This is a genomic window from Streptomyces sp. NPDC003038 (genome assembly GCF_040611115.1).
Classification (GTDB): Bacteria; Actinomycetota; Actinomycetes; order Streptomycetales; family Streptomycetaceae; genus Streptomyces.
In genome coordinates, this window is sequence record NZ_JBEXNN010000005.1 from 166,162 (window position 1) to 187,366 (window position 21,205).

Genomic DNA, 21,205 nt, shown 5'->3' on the forward strand with positions numbered 1-21,205 from the left:
GGCCGTCGGCCAGTAGTAGTCCCGCCGGCCCCTCCCGCCAGCCCCTCCCGCTACCAGGCGAAGGCCTCCGGCGACGGTCCCGGCCCCGGGAAGATCTCGTCCAGGCCCGCCAGGAGCTCCTCCGAGAGCTCCAGCTCCACGGCCCGCAACGCCGACGCGAGCTGCTCCGGCGTACGCGGGCCGACGATCGGGCCCGTGACCCCGGGGCGGGTCAGCAGCCAGGCCAGCGCGACCTCGCCCGGCTCCAGGCCGTGCTTGTCGAGCAGGTCCTCGTACGCCTGCACCTGCGCGCGCACCGTACTGCTGGACAGGGCGTCCGCCGAGCGGCCGGTGGCCGTGCGACCCGACTCGGCGGACTTGCGGATGGCGCCGCCCAGCAGGCCGCCGTGGAGCGGGGACCACGGGATGACCCCGAGCCCGTACGCCTCGGCGGCCGGGATGACCTCCATCTCCGCCCGCCGCTCGGCGAGGTTGTACAGGCACTGCTCGCTGACCAGTCCGAGCGTCCCGCGCCGCGCGGCCGTCTCGTTGGCCTGGGCGATCTTCCAGCCGGGGAAGTTCGAGGAGCCGGCGTAGAGGATCTTCCCCTGCTGGATCAGCACGTCGACGGCCTGCCAGATCTCCTCGAAGGGAGTCCGCCGGTCGATGTGGTGGAACTGGTAGACGTCGATGTGGTCGGTCTTCAGCCGCTTGAGACTCGCCTCGACGGCTCGCCGGATGTTCAGCGCCGACAGGCGGTCGTAGTTGGGCCACGCCTCGCCCTCGGGGGCCATGCTGCCGTAGACCTTGGTGGCGAGGACCGTCTTCTCGCGGCGGCCGCCGCCCTGGGCGAACCAGGTGCCGATGATCTCCTCGGTGCGGCCCTTGTTCTCGCCCCAGCCGTAGACGTTGGCGGTGTCGAAGAAGTTGATGCCGGCGTCGAGCGCCGCGTCCATGATGACGTGACTCTGGCCCTCCCCGGTCTGGGGGCCGAAGTTCATGGTGCCGAGTATGAGTCGGCTGACCTTGAGGCCGGTACGTCCGAGCTGCGTGTACTTCATGGGGTACTAGCCAACTGCTTGGAGTGCGCTCAAGGCAAGACCCCGTCGTAAAAGGCCCGTTACGGACCCGGCCGCGGGTGGTAGGCGCCGCCGATGCCCCAGGCCTGGTGGAGGACCGCCGCGAACTCGCCCGCCAGGCGGTGTTCGCCGGAGGCGTTGGGGTGCGTGCCGTCGTAGGTGTCGTGGTGGATCTCGTACGAGGACGGGCGCGCGGCCAGCAGGATCGGCGAGGCGGCGGTCGACAGGTCGGCCACCGCCTTCGCCAGAAGCTCGTTGAACCGAGCGACCTCGGCCGCGAAGGGCAGGTCCTCCTCGGCCCGGACGTTCGGGATCACCGGCATCAACACCATCCGGATGCCGGGGCGGGCGGCGCGGGCCGCGGCGATGAAACGGCGGGCGTTGGCGGCGGTCTCGTCGGCGCGGGTGTAGAAGCCGAGGTCGATCAGGCCGAGGGAGACGAGCAGGACGTCGGCCTCGGCGGCGCGCGCGGCCGGCCCTATGAGGGGGGCCATGTGCTGCCAGCCCTCGCCCCAGCCGGCCAGGTGGCGGCGGGCGTGGTCCGGGAAGCCGGGATCGGCGTACTCGTGGCTCGTCGGCGCGTCCGCGAAGGTGTCGTACAGCTCGCAGCGCGGGCCGACGATCTTGTAGGGGCCGCCGAAGGTCGCGTTGAGGTGCTGCCACATCCGGTAGCGCCAGGTGTAGTCGCCGGCGCGTCCGATGGTCATGGAGTCGCCGACGAACATGAAACGCATCCGGTCATCATCCCGGATGGTGCGGCGGCCGGTCCGCGGCCCCCCTGTGATGCCCGACACGCGCGGCGGCCTGGCAGGCTGGGGGGATGCGCCTGCTCCCGCCGACCGTCCTCGCCGCCGCCGTCGTCGCCGCGCTCGCCCTGCCGCCGGGTGCGGCCTTCGCGGCCGAGGCCCCCGGGGTCTCCTCCTTCACCATCGCCGATCCGCGCATCAAGGAGTCGAGCGGGCTGACGGCGAGCCGGATCCACCCGGGCGTGTACTGGACGCACAACGACAGCGACGACGGGCCGTACATCTACGCGGTGGACTCGGCGACCGGGAAGACCGTGGCCCGGGTGACGCTCACCGGGATCGGAAGGCCGCGCGACGTCGAGGCCGTCTCGCTGGGCCCGGACGGGCAGCTGTACGTCGGCGACATCGGCGACAACAAGGACGGAACCTGGGACCACGTGTGGATCTACCGGTTCCAGGAGCCCAAGGAGCTCGGCGATGTCACCGTCAAGGCCACGCAGTTCACGGTGCGGTACGCGGACGGGCCCCGGAACGCGGAGGCGCTGATGGTGCATCCGGTGACCGGCCGGGTGTACATCGCGAGCAAGAGCGAGGACAAGGGCGGGCTGTACGAGGGCCCGGCGCAGCTGTCGGCGGGCGGGCCGAACGTCTTCCGGCGGATCGCGGACCTGCCGTGGGTGACGGACGGGGCGTTCTCGCCGGACGGCGGACGCCTGGCCCTGCGCGGGTACTTCTTCGCGAAGACCTACGCCTGGAAGGACGGGCGCCCGGAGGGGGAGGGCGAGCGGGTGGACGCGCCGTGGCAGGGGCAGGCGGAGTCCGTGACGTACACGGCGGACGGCTCGGCGCTGATGTTCGGCGCGGAGGGGGCGGGCAGCCGGGTCGTCGCGGTCCCGGTGGCCCCGGCCTCCACCGGGCCCGGCGGCCCCGCCGCCCCCGGGGCCTCCGCGAAGCCGGGCTCGCCGCCGCAGCAGGAGGAGGAGGACGGCAGCTTCACGAAGGGTGCGCTGGTCCTGGCCGGGGGCATGGCGCTGGTCTTCGGCGCGAAGCGGCTGTTCCGCCGCCGCGGGAACGACTGAGCCCCCGGCAGCGGCGGCGCGCCCGGTCAGTCCCGGTCACAGCACTAGCTGTGGCCGAGGTCCTCGGCCGGGAGGTCCGAGAGCGGGACGGAGCCGCTGTCCGGGGCCGGGGCGGGCCGCAGGGGGAAGTCGTCCGAGGCCATCGAGTCGAGCACCGGCGGCGCCGGACGCGGTGGCGCCGGCATGACCGCGGCCTCCGAGTGGCCGCCGCAGCCGTACGACAGGGACACCATGTGGCCGTCCGCCGGGCTGAACTCGTTCGCGCAGACGCCGAAGGCCTGGCCGAGCGAGCCGCCGATCGCGACGAGGAAGCCGCAGGACACGCACGGGGCGGGCGCGGCCTGCGCCATCGGGGTCTTCGCGCCGAACGCCTCGTCCCAGCGGTCGGCCGCGGTGTGCAGTCCGTACCGCGACAGGACCCGGGCGCGCCGCATTCCGAGTTCCTCGGCGACGGAGGTGATGGAGCCGCGTACGGGGACGACCGCGCGGTCGGTGACGTCGGCGTCCTCCGCCTCGACCAGTTCGGCCATTTCGGGGGAGACGACCGAGTTCGGCGGCGGGGCGTCCTCGCCCGACCAGCCGGGCTCCAGGCGCAGGTCCTCGGCGTCGGTGGGCAGCAGGTCGCCGGGGCCCATGTCGCCGGGGCGCAGCCGTTCGCTCCACGGCACCCACTCGGGGGCCAGAAGGGCGTCGTCGCCGGGGAGGAGCACCGTTTCGTCGAGGGTGACGTTCTTCGCGCGGGAGGCGCGGGTCACGGTGACGGCCCAGCGCCAGCCCCGGTAGCCCGGTTCCTTGCACTCGAAGAAGTGGGTGACGACCCGGTCGCCCTCCGCCACGGCCGAGAGGTGGGCGCCCACCACGCCGGGGAAGGCGGCCTCCTCGGCCGCCGAACGGGCGAGTTCTACCGCCTCGGCGCACAGGCGGTCGGGGGTACGCGGGGTACGGCTTCGCGTCGTCGCAGCACTCACTGGTCTCGTTCTCTCCTACGCCGTCTCACGTGTGCGCCGTCCGTACTGTCGTCCACAACGACCCGTCGGTGCTGTCCGTACGTGGCGCGGGCGGAGCGGACCAGAGGGCCGCGTCGACGTCCGCACCCGACCGGACTCCGGGCGCACCTCACTGGATCCATTCTGCGGGATCGCGAAGAGGCGCGCGGCCAGGAGCAACCGCCGGTGGCGCGCTACGCACGCTACCTCCTCCGAAGCCTTGGGCCCACATGCAAGGTCCGATTCGCGGACAACGCGACGGCTCCCGGCGCCCCCGACGCGCCGGTAGGGGTCCCGACGGGCCGCGTGGGGCACTATGACCAGGTGGCACCCGTACGGTCGTCCGCCGGCGGCTCGGGACCGGCCAGGCGGGCCGGCCGAGCCCTGGGGCGTGCCCTGCACCTGCCCATCACCGGTACGGCGCGCGGGATCCGGCGCGCCACGCACGCGCACGGGGCCGGGGAGTCGGGCCTCGGCAAGCTGATCGAACTGCACGCCATCAACGGCGCCGGCGATGTGATGATCACGGTGGCGCTGGCCTCGACGGTGTTCTTCTCCGTACCCACGGACGAGGCACGCGGCCGGGTGGCCCTGTACCTGGCCATCACCATGGCCCCCTTCACCCTGCTGGCCCCCGTCATCGGACCGCTGCTGGACCGGCTGCCGCACGGGCGGCGGGCCGCGATGGCGGCCGCCATGCTGGCCCGGGCCCTGCTGGCGGTGACGATGTCGGGCGCCGTGGCGACGGGCGGACTGGAGCTCTATCCCGCCGCGCTGGGCGTCCTGGTCGCGTCCAAGGCGTACGGGGTGGTCCGCAGCGCGGTCGTGCCCCGGCTCCTGCCGCCGAGCTTCTCACTCGTCAAGGCGAACTCCCGGGTCACGCTGGCCGGACTGCTCGCCACGGGCGCGGCGGCGCCGGTGGCGGCCGGACTGCACACGATCGGCGCGGAGTGGCCGCTGTACGGCGCCTGCGCGATCTTCGTCTGCGGCACCTTCGCGGCCTTCACGCTGCCGCACAAGGTCGACGAGGCGAAGGGCGAACGCCGGGCCCGGCTCTCCACGCACGAACCGCACTCCCGGCGGCCCGGCCTGCGCACGGTGAGCCCCTCGGTGCTGTGCGGCCTGCTGGCGAACGCCTCGATGCGCGGGCTGTCCGGGTTCCTGATCTTCTTCCTGGCGTTCCTGCTGCGCGAGCATCCCCTGGCCGGGCAGAGCGCGGCGGTGTCCCTGGGCATCGTGGGCGTCTCGGCGGGCGTCGGCAACGCCTGCGGCACGGCGGTGGGCGCGTGGCTGCGGGCACGGGCGCCGGAGGCGATCATCGCGGCGGTGCTGGCGGTGACCCTCGGCGTCGCGATCCTGGCGGCGGTCGTCTTCAGCGGCGTGTTCATGGCCGTGCTCGCCGGCACGGCGGGCTTCTGCCAGGCGCTGGCGAAGCTCTCGCTGGACGCGATGATCCAGCGGGACGTTCCGGAGACCGTACGGACCTCCGCGTTCGCCCGTTCGGAGACGCTGCTCCAGGTGGCGTGGGTGCTGGGCGGCGCGATCGGCATCGCCCTGCCGCTGAACGGCGTCGTGGGCATGTCCGTCGCCGCGGCCGTGGTCGCCCTGGGCACGACGATGGCCGTCCGCGGCCTCCTCTCCTCCCCCCGCCACCACCCGAGCCCCTCCCGCCCCCGCGTGGCATAGCACCCGCCCAACGGGCGGAGCCCCGGCAGCGGCACTTCAGCCCCGCCGGCGTTTGAGGGCGCCCACATCCAGCCCCGCCGGCGTTTGAGGCGCGGGGTCCGGGGCGGAGCCCCGGCAGCGGCGCCGCACCCGACGGCGGACCCGCACCGCCCGGCACCGCACGCACCACCCGGCACCGCACCGCCCGGCACGGCACCGCACCACGCCGCGCCGCAGGCCCCGGCAGGGACCCCGTGCGGCGGCGCGGCCCACCGGCCCGATAGCCTTCGGCTCATGACCGCACCGCTTTCCTCGGGTAGGGGCCGCCGCAGCGTCGCGGCCCTCGGAGCCGTGTCCGCCGGCCTCCTCCTCCTTTCCGCCTGCGACAAGCCGACGCCCCTGGCGACCGTGACGGTCGGCACCTCGTCGGTGACCGCCGAGGCCGCCTGCCGCGACGGCGGGCAGCCGCTCTCCATGGACAAGGTCCAGGAGTGCCTCACCGAACTGAAGGACTCCAAGACCATCGAGTACGGCCGCGGCGACACCCTGCGCCTCGGCGTCGAGCCGGAGGTCGTGGAGGACGGCAAGAAGTGGCAGGCGGTCCTGGACGGCCAGCCCATCACCGAGCCCTCCGAGAACACCTACCGCAGCTTCGCGGGCGCCGACGTCTTCGCGACCGGCGGCCAGGGCGAGGCCCCCGCCTCCAAGAAGCTGGCCTTCCTCCAGCTCGGCGAGGACGGGAAGCCGCTCTCCGTCTGGACCTTCAACCTCAAGCTCAAGTAACCGGGCCGAACCGGTGCGCGTGCTCGTCGTGACCTCGGTGGCGGCGGAGGCAGACTCCGTCGTCAGTGCCCTGACCGGGCCGACCCCTCATCCGGACATTCCCGGTCCCGAGCCGCGCACCCTTCCCGGTGGTTACCCCGTCCTGCGCCGCGACCTCCCCGGCATCGCCTTCGACGTGCTCGTCGGGGGCGTCGGACCGGCGGCGGCCGCCGCCGGCACCGCCACCGCCCTGGCCCTGGCCCCCGCCCTCGGCGGCTACTCGCTGGTCGTCTGCGCGGGCATCGGCGGCGGGTTCGCGCCCGCCGCACCGCCGGGCTCCCTCGTGGTCGCCGACGCGATCGTCGCCGCCGACCTGGGGGCCGAGACGCCCGAGGGGTTCCTGGACGTACGGGCGCTGGGCTTCGGGCACAGCGTGCACCTGCCTCCCGCGGAACTCGCCGCCCGGGCCGCCGAGGCGACCGGGGCGCTGCTCGCGCCCGTGCTGACCGTGTCCACCGTCACCGGCACCGCCGCCCGGGCCGCCGAACTCGCCGCCCGGCATCCGCTCGCCGGCGCCGAGGCCATGGAGGGCTTCGGGGTCGCGGAGGCGGCCGCCGGGTACGGGCTGCCCGTACTGGAGGTCCGCGCCGTGTCCAACGCCGTGGGCCCGCGGGACCGTGCGGCCTGGCGGATCGGGGAGGCGTTCGCCGCCCTCACGGAGGGCTTCCGCGCGCTGGGGCCCGTACTCGCGAACTGGGGAGAACGCCATGAGCACCGCTGAGACCGCGCAGCCGCTGCGGATCGCCTACTCGCCCTGCCCCAACGACACCTTCGTCTTCGACGCCTGGGCGCACGGCCGCGTGCCGGGCGCGCCCGCCCTCGACGTCACCTTCGCGGACATCGACATCACCAACGGCATGGCCGAGCGGGGCGAGCTGGACGTGCTGAAGGTGTCGTACGCCGTCCTGCCCTGGGTGCTGGAGGAGTACGCGCTACTGCCCTGCGGCGGGGCGCTGGGGCGCGGCTGCGGGCCGTTGGTGCTGGTGAAGGACGACCCCGGGACGCGCGGGCCGGGGGTGGACCTGGCCGGCAAGACGGTCGCCGTGCCGAGTGAACGCTCCACCGCCTACCTGCTGTTCCGGCTGTGGGCGGCGGACGTGCTGCCGGCCGGGGTCGGCAAGGTGGTCGTGCTGCCGTTCCACGAGATCATGCCCGCCGTGCGGGACGGGCGGGTGGACGCCGGACTGGTCATCCACGAGGCCCGGTTCACCTATCAGGACTACGGGTTGCACTGCCTGGCCGACATGGGCGCGCACTGGGAGTCCACGACGGGCCTGCCGATCCCGCTCGGCGCGATCATCGCCAAGCGCTCCCTGGGCGCGGACCGGCTGCACGCGCTGGCCGAGGCCGCCCGTACGTCGGTCCGGATGGCCTGGGACGACCCGGAGGCGTCGCGCCCGTACGTGCGCGCCCACGCGCAGGAGCTCGACCCGGCCGTGGCCGACCAGCACATCGGGCTCTACGTCAACGAGTTCACCGCGGACCTCGGCGACGACGGTTACGCGGCGGTCCGCGGGCTGCTGACCCGGGCGGCGGCCGAGGGTCTGGTACCGGCCATCGCGCCCGGCGCGCTGGCCTTCCCGTAGTCCGCTCACGGCCGTGCCCCGCCGCTCTCGCGAGGGGCGGGGCACGGTCGTGGGCGGTACTCAGACGTCGAGCTGGTCGGCCACCGCGCGCAGCAGCCCGGCGATCTTCGTGCCGTGCACCTTGTCGGGGTAACGGCCGCGCTCCAGCATCGGAGTGATGTTCTCCAGCAGGGTCGTGAGGTCCTGCACGATCGAGGCGAGTTCGTCGGGCTTACGGCGCTGCGCCGCCGCGACGGACGGCGCCGGGTCCAGTACCGTCACCGAAAGTGCCTGGTCACCGCGTTGCCCGGCGACGACGCCGAACTCGACGCGCTGGCCGGGCTTGAGCGCATCGACCCCGGCAGGGAGCACCGACGAGTGGACGAAGACGTCGCCGCCGTCGTCACGGGAGAGAAAGCCGAAGCCCTTCTCACTGTTGAACCACTTGACCTTGCCGGTAGGCACGTCCGTCCTCTGTCCTTGTACTCGTCGGGTCCGGTAACCGCGCAACGGCTCCGGATAACAGCGCAGCGGGTCATGTATGACCCGCCACCTCAAGGCTAATGGTCGACGGCCGGGTGACAAGACGTTCCCCGGTCCTTCGCTGTGGCTGCTTGAGCCAGGGAACTACCCTGGTCGGGTGACGGTTACTCCTCTCCCCGACGAAGCGCGGCCCGGCGACACCCTGGTCAAGGCCGGCGGCATCGTGTTCATCGCCGGCGCCCTGGCCACGGTGGCCACGATGGCTCCGCTGTTCCTGGGCACCGACCCGTTCCCGCCGTACGCGTGGGCCGTGTGCATGCTCATGGGCGTCGGCTTCGCCATCTCCGCGGCGGGCGTGCTGCGCTCGGCCGCCGCGCAGCGCCGGGCGGCCCGGGCCTCACAGGCGTCCCAGGCGTCCCAGGCGTCACGGGCGTGAGCGCGGTCTAGGTCTGCCTAGGCGGCCTGCCCGGCGACGTACCGCGCGAGCCACTCCGGCAGCGCGGTGAGGTCCGCAAGCACCACGTCCGCGCCCGCCGCCCGCAGCTCCGGCTCCGGGCAGGGGCCCGTGGGCACCACCACCGACAGCGCGCCGGCCGTCCGGGCCCCGCGTACGTCGCCCACGTGGTCGCCGACGTAGACCTGCGCCCCGTACTCGCGCAGGGCACCCGCCTTGGCCTCCGCCCACAGCCAGCCGACGACCGCGTCCGGTTCGATGCCCAGGTGCTTCAGGTGCAGCCGGGCGTTGGGCTCGTGCTTGGCCGTGACGACGATCGCGCGGCCGCCGAGGGCCTGGACGGCCGCGATCGCCTCGCGCGCGCCGGGCATCGCGGGAGTCGGCTCGATGGCGTAGGTGGGATAGATCTCCCGGTAGCGGTCCGCCATGGCCGGGACGTCGGCTTCCGCGAACCAGTACGCGAGCTCCTCGTCCAGCGGCGGACCGAGCCGCGTGACGGCCTCGTCGGCGTCGATGTACGTGCCCGTTTCGGCCGAGAGGGCCTGGTAGGCGGCCTTGATCCCCGGGCGCGAATCGATGAGGGTCATGTCGAGGTCGAAGCCGACGGTCAGCAGCGGGGCGGCCGGCGCCGTGGCCACGGTGGGCGCGGTGGGGGCGGCGGGCGCCGTGGCCACGGTGGGGGCGGCGGGCACGGTGGGGGCGGCGGGCGCCGTGGCCACGGTGGGGGCGGCGGGCACGGTGGGTGCGGTGGGGCTCTCGGACGTCATACCGGCCATTGTGCCGAGGCGGGGCGGATCACCGGGAACGCCCCGGGGCATCACCCGCGACCCGACCACCGACCCCGGCATCCTCGGTCAGCGCCTGCGTGCCCGCCACACCAGGTACACCGCGGAGGCGATGCCCGCGCCCCGGATCACCCACGGCCACATGCCGTGCAGGGCGCCGCTCAGCTGGTCGTCGGCCAGTTCCTCGCCCCAACGGCCGTCCATGCGGCCCCACACCCACACCGCCGCCCCCGCGAGCACCGCGCCGGGCGGGCCGAAGACGGCCCACTTGCGTTCGGCGGGCCGCAGCACACGGGAGGCGTAGGGCAGGAGCCAGCCGACGGCGAGCAGCAGCCAGTAGCCGCTGACCACACCGACGACGAGGACGGCGGCGGCCAGCAGGAGCAAGGCGTTCGGCCGGGGGCGCGGCGCGGGCGCCGCCTCGGCCGCCGGTTCGGGCTCCTTCTCCGCCCGCGCCGCCTTCTTCGCGCGCCGCCGCTCGCGCAGGAAGCGTACGAGGGTCTGCGTGCGCTCCTTGGCCGCCCCGGGCGGTGGGCCCGGCGGCTCGGCGGTCTTCTCCGCCTCGGGCCCCGCCTCGAACCAATCCGGGAACTCGATGCCGCCCGCGAAGCCGTCGACCTGCGGGCCCGCGCCGTACGGGCCCGGGGTGACGCGCCACCAGTCGGGTTCGAGCCCGTCGGAGCCGCCGAGTTCGTCGAGCCCGGCCAGGTGCGGCGGCACGTTCTCCGGCTCCGCCACCGGGCGGGGCGGGGGCACGCTCTTGCGCCGCGGGCGGCCCGGGCCGCGCTGGGTGGGGACCGCCGGGGCCGGGTCCGCGGGGGCCGCCCGGGCGGGCTCCGACGCCGGTCCCGACGGGGTGGCGAGCGTGTCGAGGACCTCCTCGGGCGTGCCGATCCGCTGCAGGATCCGGCGTACGGCGGCCGGGGTCTCCGGCTCGTACTTGGCGCGCCGACGGTCGATCTCGTCCCGCAGCCCCGCCACCAGCCGCATCCGGTCGCCGGAGGACAGCTGCCTCCGCTGCGCCAAGTCCCCGACGCGGCTCAGATATTCGTAGACCAGATGGTCGCTTTCGATCCCCATGACCCGGCTCCTCCCGTACCGCCTGCCGGAAAGGTAGCGCGTGCGTCCGTGGAGCGGCCGTGGGCGCAGCGGATACCGTTGGCCGGATGGGGACCGGCCGACTGACCGGCCGACGCGACCAGGAGGCGACTGTGCCTGAGGCAAGCACTGCTGCGGGAGGCGCCGGGGGAGGCGCTGCGGGAAGCTCCGGAGGGAACGCCCCGCGTTCTCTCGCCGAGGCGCTGCGCGCCCGCGACGACGCGGCGCTCACCGCCCTGCTGCACGCGCGCCCGGACCTCGTCAGCCCGGTGCCGGGCGACATGACCCAGCTGGCCGGCCGGGCCGGGACCCGGGCCTCGGTGGTGCGGGCGCTGGAGCGCCTCGACCGGTTCACGCTCCAGACCGCGGAGGCCTTGGCGGTGGGCCCGGAGCCGTGCCCGTACCCGGTGCTGGAGTCGCTGCTGACCGGCCACCGCGGCACGGACGGCGGCGACGGCGCGGCCCGCGCCGCGCTCCCCCGGGCGCTGGGGACCCTGCGCGACCAGGCCCTGGTGTGGGGCGACGAGGACCGGCTGCGCCTGGTCCGCACGGCCCGCGAACTGCTCGCCCCGTCGCCCGGGCGGCCCTCCCCTACGGGCCTGGGGCCGACGGTCGCCGAGGCCACGGCGGGGATGTCGCCGACCCGCATCCAGGAGATCGTGGCGGCCGCCGGGCTGCCCGCCACCCACGACGCGGTCTCCGCGGTGACCGCGCTGACCGAGCTGTTCACCGACACGGACCGGATGTCCGCCCTGCTGGACGAGGCTCCGGCGGAGGTGCACCAGGTGCTGGGGCGGCTCGTGTGGGGGCCGCCGTACGGGGAGGTGACCGCGAACCCGACGCCGCCGGTGCGCTGGCTGCGCGACCGGGGTCTGCTGCTGCCCGCCACGGCGCGGACCGTCGTCCTGCCGCGCGAGGTGGCCCTGCACCTGCGCGGCGGTCTCGCGCACCGGGACACCCAGCCGGTCGCTCCGCCGGTGCTCGCGCACCGCGAGCACCGTCCACAGCTTGTGGACGCGAACGCGGCCGGGCAGGCGCTGGCCGCGCTGTCGACCGTCGAGGACCTGGTGAAGTCCTGGGAGCACGCCGGTCCGGCGGTGCTGCGGGCCGGCGGGCTCTCCGTACGGGACCTGAAGCGGGCGGCGGCGACCCTGGACACCACCGAGTCCTCGGCGGCGTTCTGGATCGAACTCGCCTACGCCGCCGGCCTGGTGGCCAGTGACGGCGAGGCGGACGAGCGGTACGCGCCCACCCCCGCCTTCGACGACTGGTGCGAGCTGCCGCCCGCCGAAAGGTGGTCGGTGCTCGTCACCGCCTGGCTGCCGGCCACCCGCACGGCCGGCCTCGCCGGCGAGCAGGACGCCAAGGGCCGCACGCTCTCCGTGCTCGGCCCGGACCTCGACCGCTCCGCCGCCCCCGAGGTGCGCCGCCGCATCCTGGAACTCCTCGCCGACCTGCCCGAAGGCGCCTCCCCCGACCCGGACACCCTCCTGGACCGGCTCGCCTGGGAGCGTCCCGTACGTGGTACGAGCGACCTGCGCGCCCGCCTCGCGCACTGGACCATGACCGAGGCGGAGGTCCTCGGCGTCACGGGCCGGGGCGCGCTGTCCGGGCCGGGCCGCGCCCTGCTCGAACACCGCGACCCGGCGCCGCTGATGGCCCCGCTGCTCCCGGAGCCCGTGGACCACGTCCTGCTCCAGGCCGACCTCACGGCGGTGGCCCCCGGGCCGCTGCGCAGGCCGCTCGGCGACACCCTGGCCGTGCTCGCGGACGTGGAGTCCAAGGGCGGGGCCACGGTGTACCGCTTCACGCCCGGCTCGGTGCGCCGGGCCCTGGACGCCGGGCACGCCGCCGCCGACCTGCACGCCTTCCTCGCGGAGCACAGCCGCACCCCGGTCCCGCAGCCGCTGGCGTACCTCATCGACGACGTGGCGCGGCGGCACGGGCATCTGCGGGTCGGCGCGGCCTCCTCGTACGTCCGCTGCGACGACGACGCGATGCTCGGCGAGATCCTGGCCGACAAGCGCTCCGCGGGGATGGGGCTGCGCCGCCTCGCGCCGACCGTGCTGGCCGCGCAGGCCGAACCGGGCGCGCTGCTCGACGGGTTGCGGGCGATGGGGTACGCGCCGGCCGCGGAGTCCCGTACCGGCGATGTCCTGGTGTCCCGGGCCCGCGCGCACCGCACCCCGCCCCGCTCGGCGCCCGTACCGGTGCCGGACGGGCCTCCGGTGCCGGACGAGACGCTGCTGGGAGCTGCCGTACGGGCGATCCGGGCGGGGGACATGGCGGCGACGGTCGTACGCAAGGAGCCCGCCCCGTCCGCTCCGCCGAGCGCGCCGGGAGGGCTTCCGCGCACGAGCGCGGCGGAGACCCTGGCGACCGTGCAGGCGGCCGCGCTGACCGGGTCGGCGGTGTGGATCGGGTACGTGAACGCCGAGGGCGCGGCGAGCCAGCGGGTCATCGCCCCGGTGCGGGTGGAGGGCGGCTTCGTCACCGGCTACGACCACACGGCGGACGAGGTACGGACGTACGCGCTGCACCGGATCACGGGGGTCGCGGAGCTGGCGGAGGACCAGGTCTAGGGCGGTGCCCCGGTGCGTTGCGGCGTGCAGGGGGCGGCGGCGCGGCGGCGTGCAGGGGGCGGCGGCGGAAAACGTCTGGCCGCGGCGGTGCGGTGTGCCCCATCCTGACGGCATGTCCGACCCGCACGCCTCGTCTCTCCCGTGGCCCCGGCGGATACGAGTGGTCGGCAAGCCTCAGGGACTCGGCGCGGTCAGGTACCGCTGGATCGTCGGTGCCAGCCATACCACGATCTCCGCCCGCGCCAGCCCCACCGCGGGCGGCATCCGCAGCACGTACCGCGTGAGCGCCAGCCCCAGCAGCTGCGACGCCATGAGTGCCGCCCGTGCCGGGACCTGCTGTGGGTCGGGGCACACCTGCCGGGCGACCGGCAGCAGCTGGTCCCGCAGGATGCCCTGCATGCGCTCCGCCCCGGCCTGGTTGGTCACGCCGACGCGCAGCAGGGCGGTGAGGACCTCGTTGTTCTCCCACATGTCGAGGAAGTGCTCGACGAGGATCCGCCCCGCGTCCTGCCGGCGGTCCGCCCCGCTCACGTCCGGCAGCCGCAGGTCGATGGCGACGGCCGCCGCGAAGAGGCCCTCCTTGTTGCGGTAGTACCGCATCACCATCGACGGATCGATGTTCGCGTCCTTGGCGATGGCGCGGATGGTGGCTCGCTCGTAGCCGTCGGTCGCGAAGCGCTCGCGGGCCGCCGCGAGGATCGCGCCGCGAGTGGCGTCGGAGCGGCGGGGGGCGCCGGAGCCGGGAACCGTGGAGGTGCTGCCGCTGCCGTTCATGCCAACAAGCGTAGGCCAACAGGCGTAGGTCAACAAGCGTTTGTCAACGGTTGTTTGCCAACGACTGTTGACAGCCTCCTCGGCGCCTCGCTATCTTCGTCAACGAGCGTTGGCCAACAACCGTTGGCGAAGATGATGGCAAGCAAGTGTTGGCACCAGGAGGCCACCATGAACGGCACCGCCACCCATCGCACCGTGATCGTCGTCGGCTCCGGCCCCACCGGCCTCCTCCTCGCCGGTGACCTCGCCACAGCCGGCGTCACCGTGACCCTCGTCGAGAAGCGGCCGCGCAAGATCAGCAACCTCTCCCGCGCCTTCGGCGTGCACGCCCGCACCCTGGAGCAGCTCGACGCCCGCGGCCTCGCCGACGAACTCCTCACCACCGGGGACACCATCACCGGCCTGCGGCTCTTCCGCCGCCTCTCCCTCGATCTGAGCACGCTGCCCTCGCGTTTCCCGTTCCTGCTCATCACCCCGCAGTACGAGGTCGAGCGGCTCCTGGAGCGGCGGGCCCGGGAGGCTGGGGTCGAGTTCGCGTACGAGAGCGAGGTGGTGGGGCTGCGGCAGGACGACGAGGGGGTCGACATCGACGTGCGCGGCGCGGACGGGGCGGTCGTCACCCGCCGGGCGGCCTATGTCGTCGGCGCCGACGGTCACCGGAGCGCCGTGCGGGAGGCGATCGGCCTGGACTTCCCCGGTGTCTCCGTCATCAAGTCGCTGATCCTGGCCGATGTCCGGCTGGCCGAGAAGCCCGAGGGCGTCCTCACCGTCAACGGCCGCGGCGACGCCTTCGCGATGATCGCCTCCTTCGGCGACGGCTGGTACCGGGTCATGGGCTGGAACCGCCGCAACGAGGTCTCCGACGACGCCCCGCTCGACCTCGACGAGGTCAAGGAGACCACCCGCCGTGCCCTGGGCACCGACTATGGCATGCACGACGCCCGCTGGCTCTCCCGTTTCCACAGTGACGAGCGCCAGGCACCGCACTACCGGGTCGGGCGGGTCTTCCTCGCCGGGGACGCCGCGCACATCCACTCCCCGGCCGGCGGGCAGGGCATGAACACCGGCCTCCAGGACGCCGCCAACCTGAGCTGGAAGCTCGCCGCGGCCGTCCAGGGCCGGGCGGCTGAAGGGCTCCTCGACAGCTACGAGGCCGAGCGCCACCCGGTCGGCAGGGCGGTGCTGCGCAGCAGTGGCGGACTGGTCCGGCTGGCCCGCGCGCGCAATCCGCTGCTGCGTGCCGCCCGCGCCCTTGTCTCCGCGTTCGTCGACATGGCCCCGCCCGTCCAGCGCAAGGCCCTGGGTCAGATCACCGGGATCGGCTACGCCTACCCCGCCCCCCGCGGCGCCCACCGCCTCACCGGCACCCGCGTCCCCGACGTCGCCCTGAAGGACGGCCGGCTCTACGAGGCGCTGCGCGGCGGCCGGTTCGTGGTGATCACGCCCGGGACGTACGAAGGCCCCCGTGTCCGTGAGGGGTGGCTGACCGTGGAGCGCTGGGCGGGCGACCGCCGGACGACCGTCCTGGTACGGCCCGACGGATACGTGGCCTGGGCGGCGGAGGGTGCTGACGCGGCGGGGATCGAGGAGGCGGTGGCCCGGTATCTGGGCTAGGCCCTCTCGGCCGGTTCATCCCGGCGTCGCGGGGTCAAGGCGGTCGAGAGGCGCCGCACTTCACGGCCGGGCGAGGCCCTGGACGGCCTCGGCCGCTCCGCCGAGGTCGACGCCCGCCTCGCCGGCCGTGCGGGTTCGCCGTCTCGGCGATCACGCGCGCGTTCTTCGATCGCCGGTGGCCGGTCAGGTGGCTCCTGGAGCACTGCGGCTCGAAGGGGTTCGCGGAGCTGAAGGCAATTCCTCGCCCGCCGCCGGGCCGAGCGGCCGGACGGTGGTGGTGGACATGCCGCGCTGGGTGCCGCCGTGGAAGTTCCGGAAGAGGTAGGGCTACGCACGGGCGGCCAGGGCGAGCAGCTCGTCCACCGGCCACTGGTCGTAGACGTGCTCGCCGTACTTGCGCGCCACCACCCGTCCGTCGGAGGCGATCAGGAAGTCGGCGGGCAGCCCGAGGCGCCCGCCGCGCGGGTGCCGGTCCGGCAGCCGCTCCCGGCCGCGCGCCACGGTCACCGCCGACCGGGCCACCGCGCGCAGCACCGGCCCCCAGGCGCGCGGATCCAGCAGGGCGCGCGGGGCGGACTCGACGCCGAACTCGCGGTAGAGCCGCCGGTCGGGGTCGGCGATCACCGCGAAGGGCAGGTCGCCGATGTGCGGGCGCAGTTCCTCGGCCGGGGAGTGGAAGACCACGACCTCCCGTATCCCGGCGGCCTCGATCTCCGCATGGCGCCGGACCACCGAACGCAGGTGGAGATTGCAGACGGGGCAGCCGGCGAAGCGCCGGAACTGGAGGTGGGTCAGCCGCCCTGGATCGGGGACGGCGGCCGCGCCTCCCGACGCGGTCACGAGGAGTCGGGCGGAGACAACAGAACCGGCATCGAACACGGGGTCCCCCGTCGTAAGCGGTGTGGGCAGCGCAAGGCGACGCGACTGCTTAGGTGTATGCCGTACACCTACCAGCGTAGGCGTATGGCGTACGCTGTCAACCGTCATGCCCCGCCCCCGCTCGCTCACCCCGGACCAACTGGCCGCCGCAGCCCTCGTCGTGATCGACCGCCAAGGGCTCGCCGCCCTGTCCATGCGCGCCGTCGCCGCCGAGATCGGCATCAGCACCATGGCCCTGTACCGGTACGTCCGGGACCGCGAGGAGCTCGAAGCCCTCGTCGTCGAGCTCGTCCTCAGCGCGGCGGACAGCACCCCTCCCCCGGCCGCCGCCCCCTGGCGCGAGCGGATCACCGTCCTGGTGGACCGGCTGCGCGCCGCGGTCGCAGCACACCCTGCCGTCCTTCCCCTGACCCTCACCCACCGCCACCGCTCCCCGAGCGTGCTGCGCTGGTCCGAGACGGTGCTCGGGGTGCTCACCGGCGCCGGGATCGAGGCCGAGGACCGCGTCGTCGCCCTGCGCGCCCTGCTCGCGTACGTGATCGGCGCGATCCAGCAGGAACACCTCGGGCCCCTCGAAGGCGCCGGCACCGCCGCCATCGCCGCGCTCCCGGCGGAGCAGTACCCGTACATGAGCGAGACCGCGCGCGGAGCCCGCTCGCTCACCCGGGACCGGGAGTTCCACGGCGGCCTCGACCTGCTGCTGGGCGGACTGGGCCGGTAGCCCGGCAGGCCCCGCGCCCCGGCCCCGCCCGCCCCGCCCCGCTCGCTCCCCTTATCCGCTCCCCTCATCCGCCCACCAGAACCGGTTACCGCTGCGCGGACTCGCACTCCGCGATGGCCGCCCGGCACGCCTTCACGAACCTGCTGAAGTCCGCGTTGCGCGTCTCGCCCCGCCGCGTGGCGCTGCTCGCGTCGCCGAAGAAGCTGTCCCGCAGCTCCCGGGTGAGCTCCAGCTGCGCGCCGCCCGCACCGTGCAGGGTCCGGTTGCAGATGTTCCGCTCGTCGTTGCCGTTCACCGCGGTGGTGCCGGGGAAGATCTGGAAGCCCGCGCCCCGCAGGTGCCGGTCCAGCGCGCCCCGAAGAATCTCGCTCCGCCCGCCGACGATGACGCCCCGCCGGTCCGCGAGGTCCGGCCGGGTCGCCTCCGGATAGGCGTCGTCCCAGGTGCATCCGTGCAGGCTGACCGTGTTGCGGCTGCCCGCCACCATCGACTCCGCGACCGGGTCGTCGCAGTGGATGGAGGTCACGTGCAGCTCGCTGTTCGGCGGCTTCGGCGTCCCGTCGGGGTTCGTGCCCTTCGTGCGCAGCCCCTCGAACATCCAGAAGTCGTACACCGGCTCGCCCGGGAACATGATCCGCGGGAAGGGGACCGGACTGCCGTCCGGCGCCGTCGGCTTCGGATGCGGGTCGTAGCCGGCGATCCCCAGGCACAGCTCGCTCGTACCGGGCTCGATCCCGCCGCCGTGGATGGCGAGGACCGTCGTCAGGCCATAGGGGTGGGCCTCGCTCTTGGAGAGGTCGGTCATCTCGTGCCGCTTGTAGCGGCGGGCGAAGTCGTACCCCTCGCCGTCCGTCTCCTCCGGCGAGGCCAGGAACTCCTGGTACATGGCGGTGTTCGACGGGTACTTGTCGTTCGCCGACCCCGCGTACGCCGTTCCGGCCGACAGCCCGCTCAGCACCGGCGCCCCCGCCGCGGCGGCGACCAGACCCGTCAGCAGCGTACGGCGACTGGCACCCGGCACGCCCCGCATGCCCCGCACGTCCCGCACACCCCTCATATCCCTCATATCCCGATGCTCGTGCCCGGCCATGCGACCCCCCTCGTTCAAGATCTTTGAAGTACCGGGCGCCAGTCTCACACCCGGCCTCCGCCCGGCGCGCGGCGCGGTCCCGAGCGTCTGGTACCCACCCACCGGGGGCGTACGGCACACTGGAGGTTTGGCCTGAGAGAAACGGGGCGCCGCGCGTGAATGGTCCACTGATCGTCCAGAGCGACAAAACCCTCCTGCTGGAGGTCGACCACGAGCTCGCCGGAGCCGCGCGGCGCGCCATCGCCCCCTTCGCCGAGCTGGAGCGGGCTCCCGAGCACATCCACACCTACCGCATCACCCCGCTCGGCCTGTGGAACGCCCGGGCCGCCGGGCACGACGCCGAGCAGGTCGTCGACGCGCTCGTCGAGTTCTCCCGCTACCCGGTTCCGCACGCGCTGCTCGTCGACGTCGCCGAGACCATGGCGCGCTACGGCCGCCTCACCCTCTCCAAGCACCCCGTGCACGGGCTGGTCCTGACCAGCACCGACCGGCCCGTCCTGGAGGAGATCCTGCGGTCCAAGCGGGTCACCCCGCTCGTCGGAGCGCGGCTCGACCCCGACACCGTGGTCGTGCACCCCTCCGAGCGCGGGCAGATCAAGCAGACGCTGCTCAAGCTGGGCTGGCCGGCCGAGGACCTCGCCGGGTACGTGGACGGCGAGGCGCACCAGATCGACCTGGCCGAGGACGGCTGGGCGCTGCGGCCGTACCAGCAGCAGGCCGTCGAGGGCTTCTGGCACGGCGGCTCCGGTGTGGTCGTACTGCCCTGTGGCGCCGGCAAGACGCTGGTCGGCGCCGGAGCCATGGCGATGGCCAAGGCGACCACGCTGATCCTGGTCACGAACACCGTCTCGGCCCGCCAGTGGAAGCACGAGCTGGTCAAGCGGACCTCGCTGACGGAGGAGGAGATCGGCGAGTACTCCGGCACCCGCAAGGAGATCCGGCCCGTCACGATCGCCACGTACCAGGTCCTGACGACGAAGCGGAAGGGTGTCTACCCGCACCTGGAGCTCTTCGACTCCCGCGACTGGGGCCTGATCGTCTACGACGAGGTACACCTGCTGCCCGCGCCGGTCTTCAAGTTCACCGCCGACCTCCAGGCGCGGCGCCGGCTCGGCCTGACCGCGACGCTGGTGCGCGAGGACGGCCGCGAGTCGGACGTCTTCTCGCTCATCGGGCCGAAGCGGTTCGACGCGCCGTGGAAGGAGATCGAGGCGCAGGGCTACATCGCGCCCGCCGACTGCGTCGAGGTCCGCGTCAATCTCACCGAGACGGAGCGGCTCGCGTACGCGACCGCCGAGACGGAGGAGAAGTACCGGTACTGCGCGACCACCGCGACCAAGCGGAAGGTCGCCGAGGCGCTCGTCGCCAAGCACCGGGGCGAGCAGACCCTCGTCATCGGGCAGTACATCGACCAGCTCGACGAACTCGGCGAGCACCTGGACGCCCCCGTCATCAAGGGCGAGACCTCCAACGCGCAGCGCGAGAAGCTCTTCAACGCCTTCCGGGAGGGCGAGATCAGCGTGCTGGTCGTCTCGAAGGTCGCGAACTTCTCCATCGACCTGCCCGAGGCCACGGTCGCCATCCAGGTCTCCGGCACCTTCGGCTCCCGCCAGGAGGAGGCCCAGCGCCTGGGCCGCGTGCTGCGGCCGAAGGCGGACGGCCACGAGGCGCGGTTCTACTCGGTCGTCGCACGCGACACGATCGACCAGGACTTCGCGGCACACCGTCAGCGCTTCCTCGCGGAGCAGGGCTACGCCTACCGGATCATGGACGCCGACGAGCTCCTGACGAACGACTGACCGCCAGGTCCCCGAGGACGCGGGTGCCCTCCGGCGGGAGGGGATGCCGCGGGGCCAAAGCGGCGTGATCGCGCGGGCTTACGGGACCGGCGGGGCCGGCCGGTGGGCGCACCGCGGCGAGCAGGGCCGTGAGCAGCGGGACGCACCAGACCCACAGGTGCGGCCAGCTCTCCAGCAGCGCCCGGGCGGTGGCGGGCAGGTGCCGGGCCCAGTAGACGGCCGAGGCCTGCGGGAGGACCAGCAGGCCCAGCAGCGCCGTACCGGTGAAGGCGGCCAGCGCCGTCAGCCCGGCCCGGGCGCGGCCGGTCAGCAGCAGGTACGGGATGAAGGCCACCGCGACCGGGGAGATCCCGGCGGCGGTGCCCAGCGCAAAGCCCTTGCCGAGCGCCGCGCCGGGCCGGCCGAGGTCCCACAGGACCAGGCACGCCAGGGCCAGGTTGATCTGGCCGGGCAACGGCGCCTGGAACAGGGGCTCCAGCCACAGCCCGGCGATGGTGGCGGCCAGGACGGGCCGGGGCCGCGCCCGCAGCCCGGCGAGACGGCAGGACAGCAGGACCAGCAGGGCGAACAGCCCGGCATCGCCGAGGACGAGGACGGCTTTCAGCGCGCCGGTCGGCAGCCAGGCGGCCGGCGTGAAGAGGATCGCCGCGAACGGCGGATACGCGGCGGACGGGCGCCACTCGGCGGCGGCCAGACCGTGGACGAGGGCATCGGCCACCGGGATGCGCAAGGCGACGCAGAGGACGCCGAGCGCGAGCAGCGAGCCCGTGACCAGCACGCCGGCGAGGGGCGACGGCGAGCGGCGGCTGGGGTCGGGGCTCCGGGTCACGCGCGTGACCCTAGTGGATCATCCCCCCGGCCCCACCGAATCAAGCCACGCCCTACGCCCCCACACCGCCTGAACGGCCCCCACCCCCACCCGACCCGCCGACCCGTGGCGCGACCCAGCAGTCCGGCGATGCGGCGTTCCCGCATTCCGATGGCCCAGCGTTCCGGTGCTCCAGC

At 74.1% G+C, this 21,205-nt stretch carries 20 protein-coding genes; 10 read left to right on the top strand and 10 right to left on the bottom strand.

All coding sequences use genetic code 11. The features are described from left to right. Positions 1–50: 50 nt before the first annotated feature. Both ABZX75_RS08945 and ABZX75_RS08950 read right to left on the bottom strand, forming a co-directional pair. Positions 51–1,040, bottom strand: a complete 990-nt coding sequence (locus ABZX75_RS08945) for an aldo/keto reductase (protein WP_355409358.1) — start codon at positions 1,038–1,040, stop codon at positions 51–53. A gap of 59 nt (positions 1,041–1,099) precedes the next feature. Further along, the gene (locus tag ABZX75_RS08950; RefSeq protein ID WP_355409360.1) at positions 1,100–1,792 is read right to left on the bottom strand and encodes a GDSL-type esterase/lipase family protein; all 693 of its coding nucleotides are present in this window, start codon (positions 1,790–1,792) and stop codon (positions 1,100–1,102) included. Positions 1,793–1,878: 86 nt separating this feature from the next. On the opposite strand from ABZX75_RS08950, the gene ABZX75_RS08955 reads away from it, so the two are divergent. After that, the gene (locus ABZX75_RS08955) at positions 1,879–2,883 is read left to right on the top strand and encodes a WD40 repeat domain-containing protein (RefSeq protein ID WP_355409362.1); all 1,005 of its coding nucleotides are present in this window, start codon (positions 1,879–1,881) and stop codon (positions 2,881–2,883) included. Between the two features lie 44 nt (positions 2,884–2,927). Here the strand turns inward: ABZX75_RS08955 and ABZX75_RS08960 are convergent, their stop codons facing one another. Further along, the gene (locus ABZX75_RS08960; protein ID WP_355409364.1) at positions 2,928–3,851 is read right to left on the bottom strand and encodes a DUF3027 domain-containing protein; all 924 of its coding nucleotides are present in this window, start codon (positions 3,849–3,851) and stop codon (positions 2,928–2,930) included. A gap of 342 nt (positions 3,852–4,193) precedes the next feature. On the opposite strand from ABZX75_RS08960, the gene ABZX75_RS08965 reads away from it, so the two are divergent. The 4 genes from ABZX75_RS08965 (at position 4,194) to ABZX75_RS08980 (ending at position 7,942) form a co-directional block, all read left to right on the top strand. Then, entirely contained in the window at positions 4,194–5,555 is a 1,362-nt protein-coding gene (locus ABZX75_RS08965; RefSeq protein WP_355409366.1) for an MFS transporter, read from the top strand. Between the two features lie 273 nt (positions 5,556–5,828). Continuing rightward, entirely contained in the window at positions 5,829–6,317 is a 489-nt protein-coding gene (locus tag ABZX75_RS08970; RefSeq protein WP_355409368.1) for a DUF2771 domain-containing protein, read from the top strand. Between the two features lie 13 nt (positions 6,318–6,330). Then, on the top strand, positions 6,331–7,077 hold the full coding sequence (locus ABZX75_RS08975) for a futalosine hydrolase (protein ID WP_355409370.1): 747 nt from the start codon (positions 6,331–6,333) through the stop codon (positions 7,075–7,077). Further along, positions 7,064–7,942, top strand: coding sequence for a 1,4-dihydroxy-6-naphthoate synthase (locus ABZX75_RS08980; RefSeq protein WP_355409372.1), 879 nt, complete (start codon positions 7,064–7,066; stop codon positions 7,940–7,942). Before ABZX75_RS08975 ends, ABZX75_RS08980 begins: the two co-directional genes overlap by 14 nt. Before the next feature lie 60 nt (positions 7,943–8,002). Here the strand turns inward: ABZX75_RS08980 and ABZX75_RS08985 are convergent, their stop codons facing one another. Then, positions 8,003–8,386 (bottom strand): cold-shock protein, encoded by a 384-nt coding sequence (locus ABZX75_RS08985; protein WP_030012939.1) that lies wholly within the window; start codon positions 8,384–8,386, stop codon positions 8,003–8,005. Positions 8,387–8,561: 175 nt separating this feature from the next. Between ABZX75_RS08985 and ABZX75_RS08990 the strand changes: the two genes are divergently transcribed. Continuing rightward, the gene (locus ABZX75_RS08990) at positions 8,562–8,840 is read left to right on the top strand and encodes a hypothetical protein (RefSeq protein WP_355409374.1); all 279 of its coding nucleotides are present in this window, start codon (positions 8,562–8,564) and stop codon (positions 8,838–8,840) included. 17 nt (positions 8,841–8,857) lie between these two features. Here ABZX75_RS08990 and ABZX75_RS08995 read toward each other — a convergent pair whose 3' ends face one another. Then, positions 8,858–9,625 carry an HAD family hydrolase gene (locus ABZX75_RS08995; RefSeq protein WP_355409376.1) on the bottom strand — a complete coding sequence of 256 codons (768 nt, stop codon included), beginning with the start codon at positions 9,623–9,625 and terminating at the stop codon, positions 8,858–8,860. An 87-nt stretch (positions 9,626–9,712) separates the two neighbouring features. Beyond that, entirely contained in the window at positions 9,713–10,723 is a 1,011-nt protein-coding gene (locus tag ABZX75_RS09000; RefSeq protein ID WP_355409378.1) for a hypothetical protein, read from the bottom strand. Between the two features lie 86 nt (positions 10,724–10,809). Between ABZX75_RS09000 and ABZX75_RS09005 the strand changes: the two genes are divergently transcribed. Then, positions 10,810–13,323 carry a helicase C-terminal domain-containing protein gene (locus ABZX75_RS09005; protein ID WP_355409380.1) on the top strand — a complete coding sequence of 838 codons (2,514 nt, stop codon included), beginning with the start codon at positions 10,810–10,812 and terminating at the stop codon, positions 13,321–13,323. Between the two features lie 174 nt (positions 13,324–13,497). Here the strand turns inward: ABZX75_RS09005 and ABZX75_RS09010 are convergent, their stop codons facing one another. Beyond that, positions 13,498–14,097, bottom strand: coding sequence for a TetR family transcriptional regulator (locus ABZX75_RS09010; protein ID WP_355409382.1), 600 nt, complete (start codon positions 14,095–14,097; stop codon positions 13,498–13,500). A gap of 168 nt (positions 14,098–14,265) precedes the next feature. On the opposite strand from ABZX75_RS09010, the gene ABZX75_RS09015 reads away from it, so the two are divergent. After that, complete coding sequence (locus ABZX75_RS09015) at positions 14,266–15,711, top strand: FAD-dependent monooxygenase (protein ID WP_355409386.1); 1,446 nt, start codon at positions 14,266–14,268, stop codon at positions 15,709–15,711. A 327-nt stretch (positions 15,712–16,038) separates the two neighbouring features. On the opposite strand, the gene ABZX75_RS09020 is transcribed toward ABZX75_RS09015, so the two are convergent. Further along, positions 16,039–16,551 carry a peroxiredoxin-like family protein gene (locus ABZX75_RS09020; protein WP_355409388.1) on the bottom strand — a complete coding sequence of 171 codons (513 nt, stop codon included), beginning with the start codon at positions 16,549–16,551 and terminating at the stop codon, positions 16,039–16,041. Positions 16,552–16,696: 145 nt separating this feature from the next. Between ABZX75_RS09020 and ABZX75_RS09025 the strand changes: the two genes are divergently transcribed. Further along, entirely contained in the window at positions 16,697–17,311 is a 615-nt protein-coding gene (locus tag ABZX75_RS09025) for a TetR/AcrR family transcriptional regulator (protein ID WP_355409390.1), read from the top strand. Between the two features lie 85 nt (positions 17,312–17,396). Here the strand turns inward: ABZX75_RS09025 and ABZX75_RS09030 are convergent, their stop codons facing one another. Further along, positions 17,397–18,377 carry a poly-gamma-glutamate hydrolase family protein gene (locus ABZX75_RS09030; RefSeq protein WP_355409392.1) on the bottom strand — a complete coding sequence of 327 codons (981 nt, stop codon included), beginning with the start codon at positions 18,375–18,377 and terminating at the stop codon, positions 17,397–17,399. 179 nt (positions 18,378–18,556) lie between these two features. Between ABZX75_RS09030 and ABZX75_RS09035 the strand changes: the two genes are divergently transcribed. Then, on the top strand, positions 18,557–20,200 hold the full coding sequence (locus tag ABZX75_RS09035) for a DNA repair helicase XPB (protein ID WP_355409394.1): 1,644 nt from the start codon (positions 18,557–18,559) through the stop codon (positions 20,198–20,200). Here ABZX75_RS09035 and ABZX75_RS09040 read toward each other — a convergent pair. Beyond that, complete coding sequence (locus ABZX75_RS09040; RefSeq protein WP_355409396.1) at positions 20,166–21,029, bottom strand: glycosyltransferase family 87 protein; 864 nt, start codon at positions 21,027–21,029, stop codon at positions 20,166–20,168. The two genes, ABZX75_RS09035 and ABZX75_RS09040, sit on opposite strands and share 35 nt — an antisense overlap. Between the last annotated feature and the right edge of the window lie 176 nt (positions 21,030–21,205).

Coding starts and splice junctions, on each gene's coding strand:
- ABZX75_RS09025 (WP_355409390.1), top strand. CDS start 16,697: ATGCCCCGCCCCCGCTCGCTCACCCCGGACCAACTGGCCGCCGCAGCC.
- ABZX75_RS08970 (WP_355409368.1), top strand. CDS start 5,829: ATGACCGCACCGCTTTCCTCGGGTAGGGGCCGCCGCAGCGTCGCGGCC.
- ABZX75_RS08945 (WP_355409358.1), bottom strand. CDS start 1,040: ATGAAGTACACGCAGCTCGGACGTACCGGCCTCAAGGTCAGCCGACTC.
- ABZX75_RS09010 (WP_355409382.1), bottom strand. CDS start 14,097: ATGAACGGCAGCGGCAGCACCTCCACGGTTCCCGGCTCCGGCGCCCCC.
- ABZX75_RS08995 (WP_355409376.1), bottom strand. CDS start 9,625: ATGACGTCCGAGAGCCCCACCGCACCCACCGTGCCCGCCGCCCCCACC.
- ABZX75_RS09015 (WP_355409386.1), top strand. CDS start 14,266: ATGAACGGCACCGCCACCCATCGCACCGTGATCGTCGTCGGCTCCGGC.
- ABZX75_RS08950 (WP_355409360.1), bottom strand. CDS start 1,792: ATGCGTTTCATGTTCGTCGGCGACTCCATGACCATCGGACGCGCCGGC.
- ABZX75_RS08955 (WP_355409362.1), top strand. CDS start 1,879: ATGCGCCTGCTCCCGCCGACCGTCCTCGCCGCCGCCGTCGTCGCCGCG.
- ABZX75_RS09005 (WP_355409380.1), top strand. CDS start 10,810: ATGGGGACCGGCCGACTGACCGGCCGACGCGACCAGGAGGCGACTGTG.
- ABZX75_RS09000 (WP_355409378.1), bottom strand. CDS start 10,723: ATGGGGATCGAAAGCGACCATCTGGTCTACGAATATCTGAGCCGCGTC.
- ABZX75_RS09030 (WP_355409392.1), bottom strand. CDS start 18,377: ATGAGGGATATGAGGGGTGTGCGGGACGTGCGGGGCATGCGGGGCGTG.
- ABZX75_RS08980 (WP_355409372.1), top strand. CDS start 7,064: ATGAGCACCGCTGAGACCGCGCAGCCGCTGCGGATCGCCTACTCGCCC.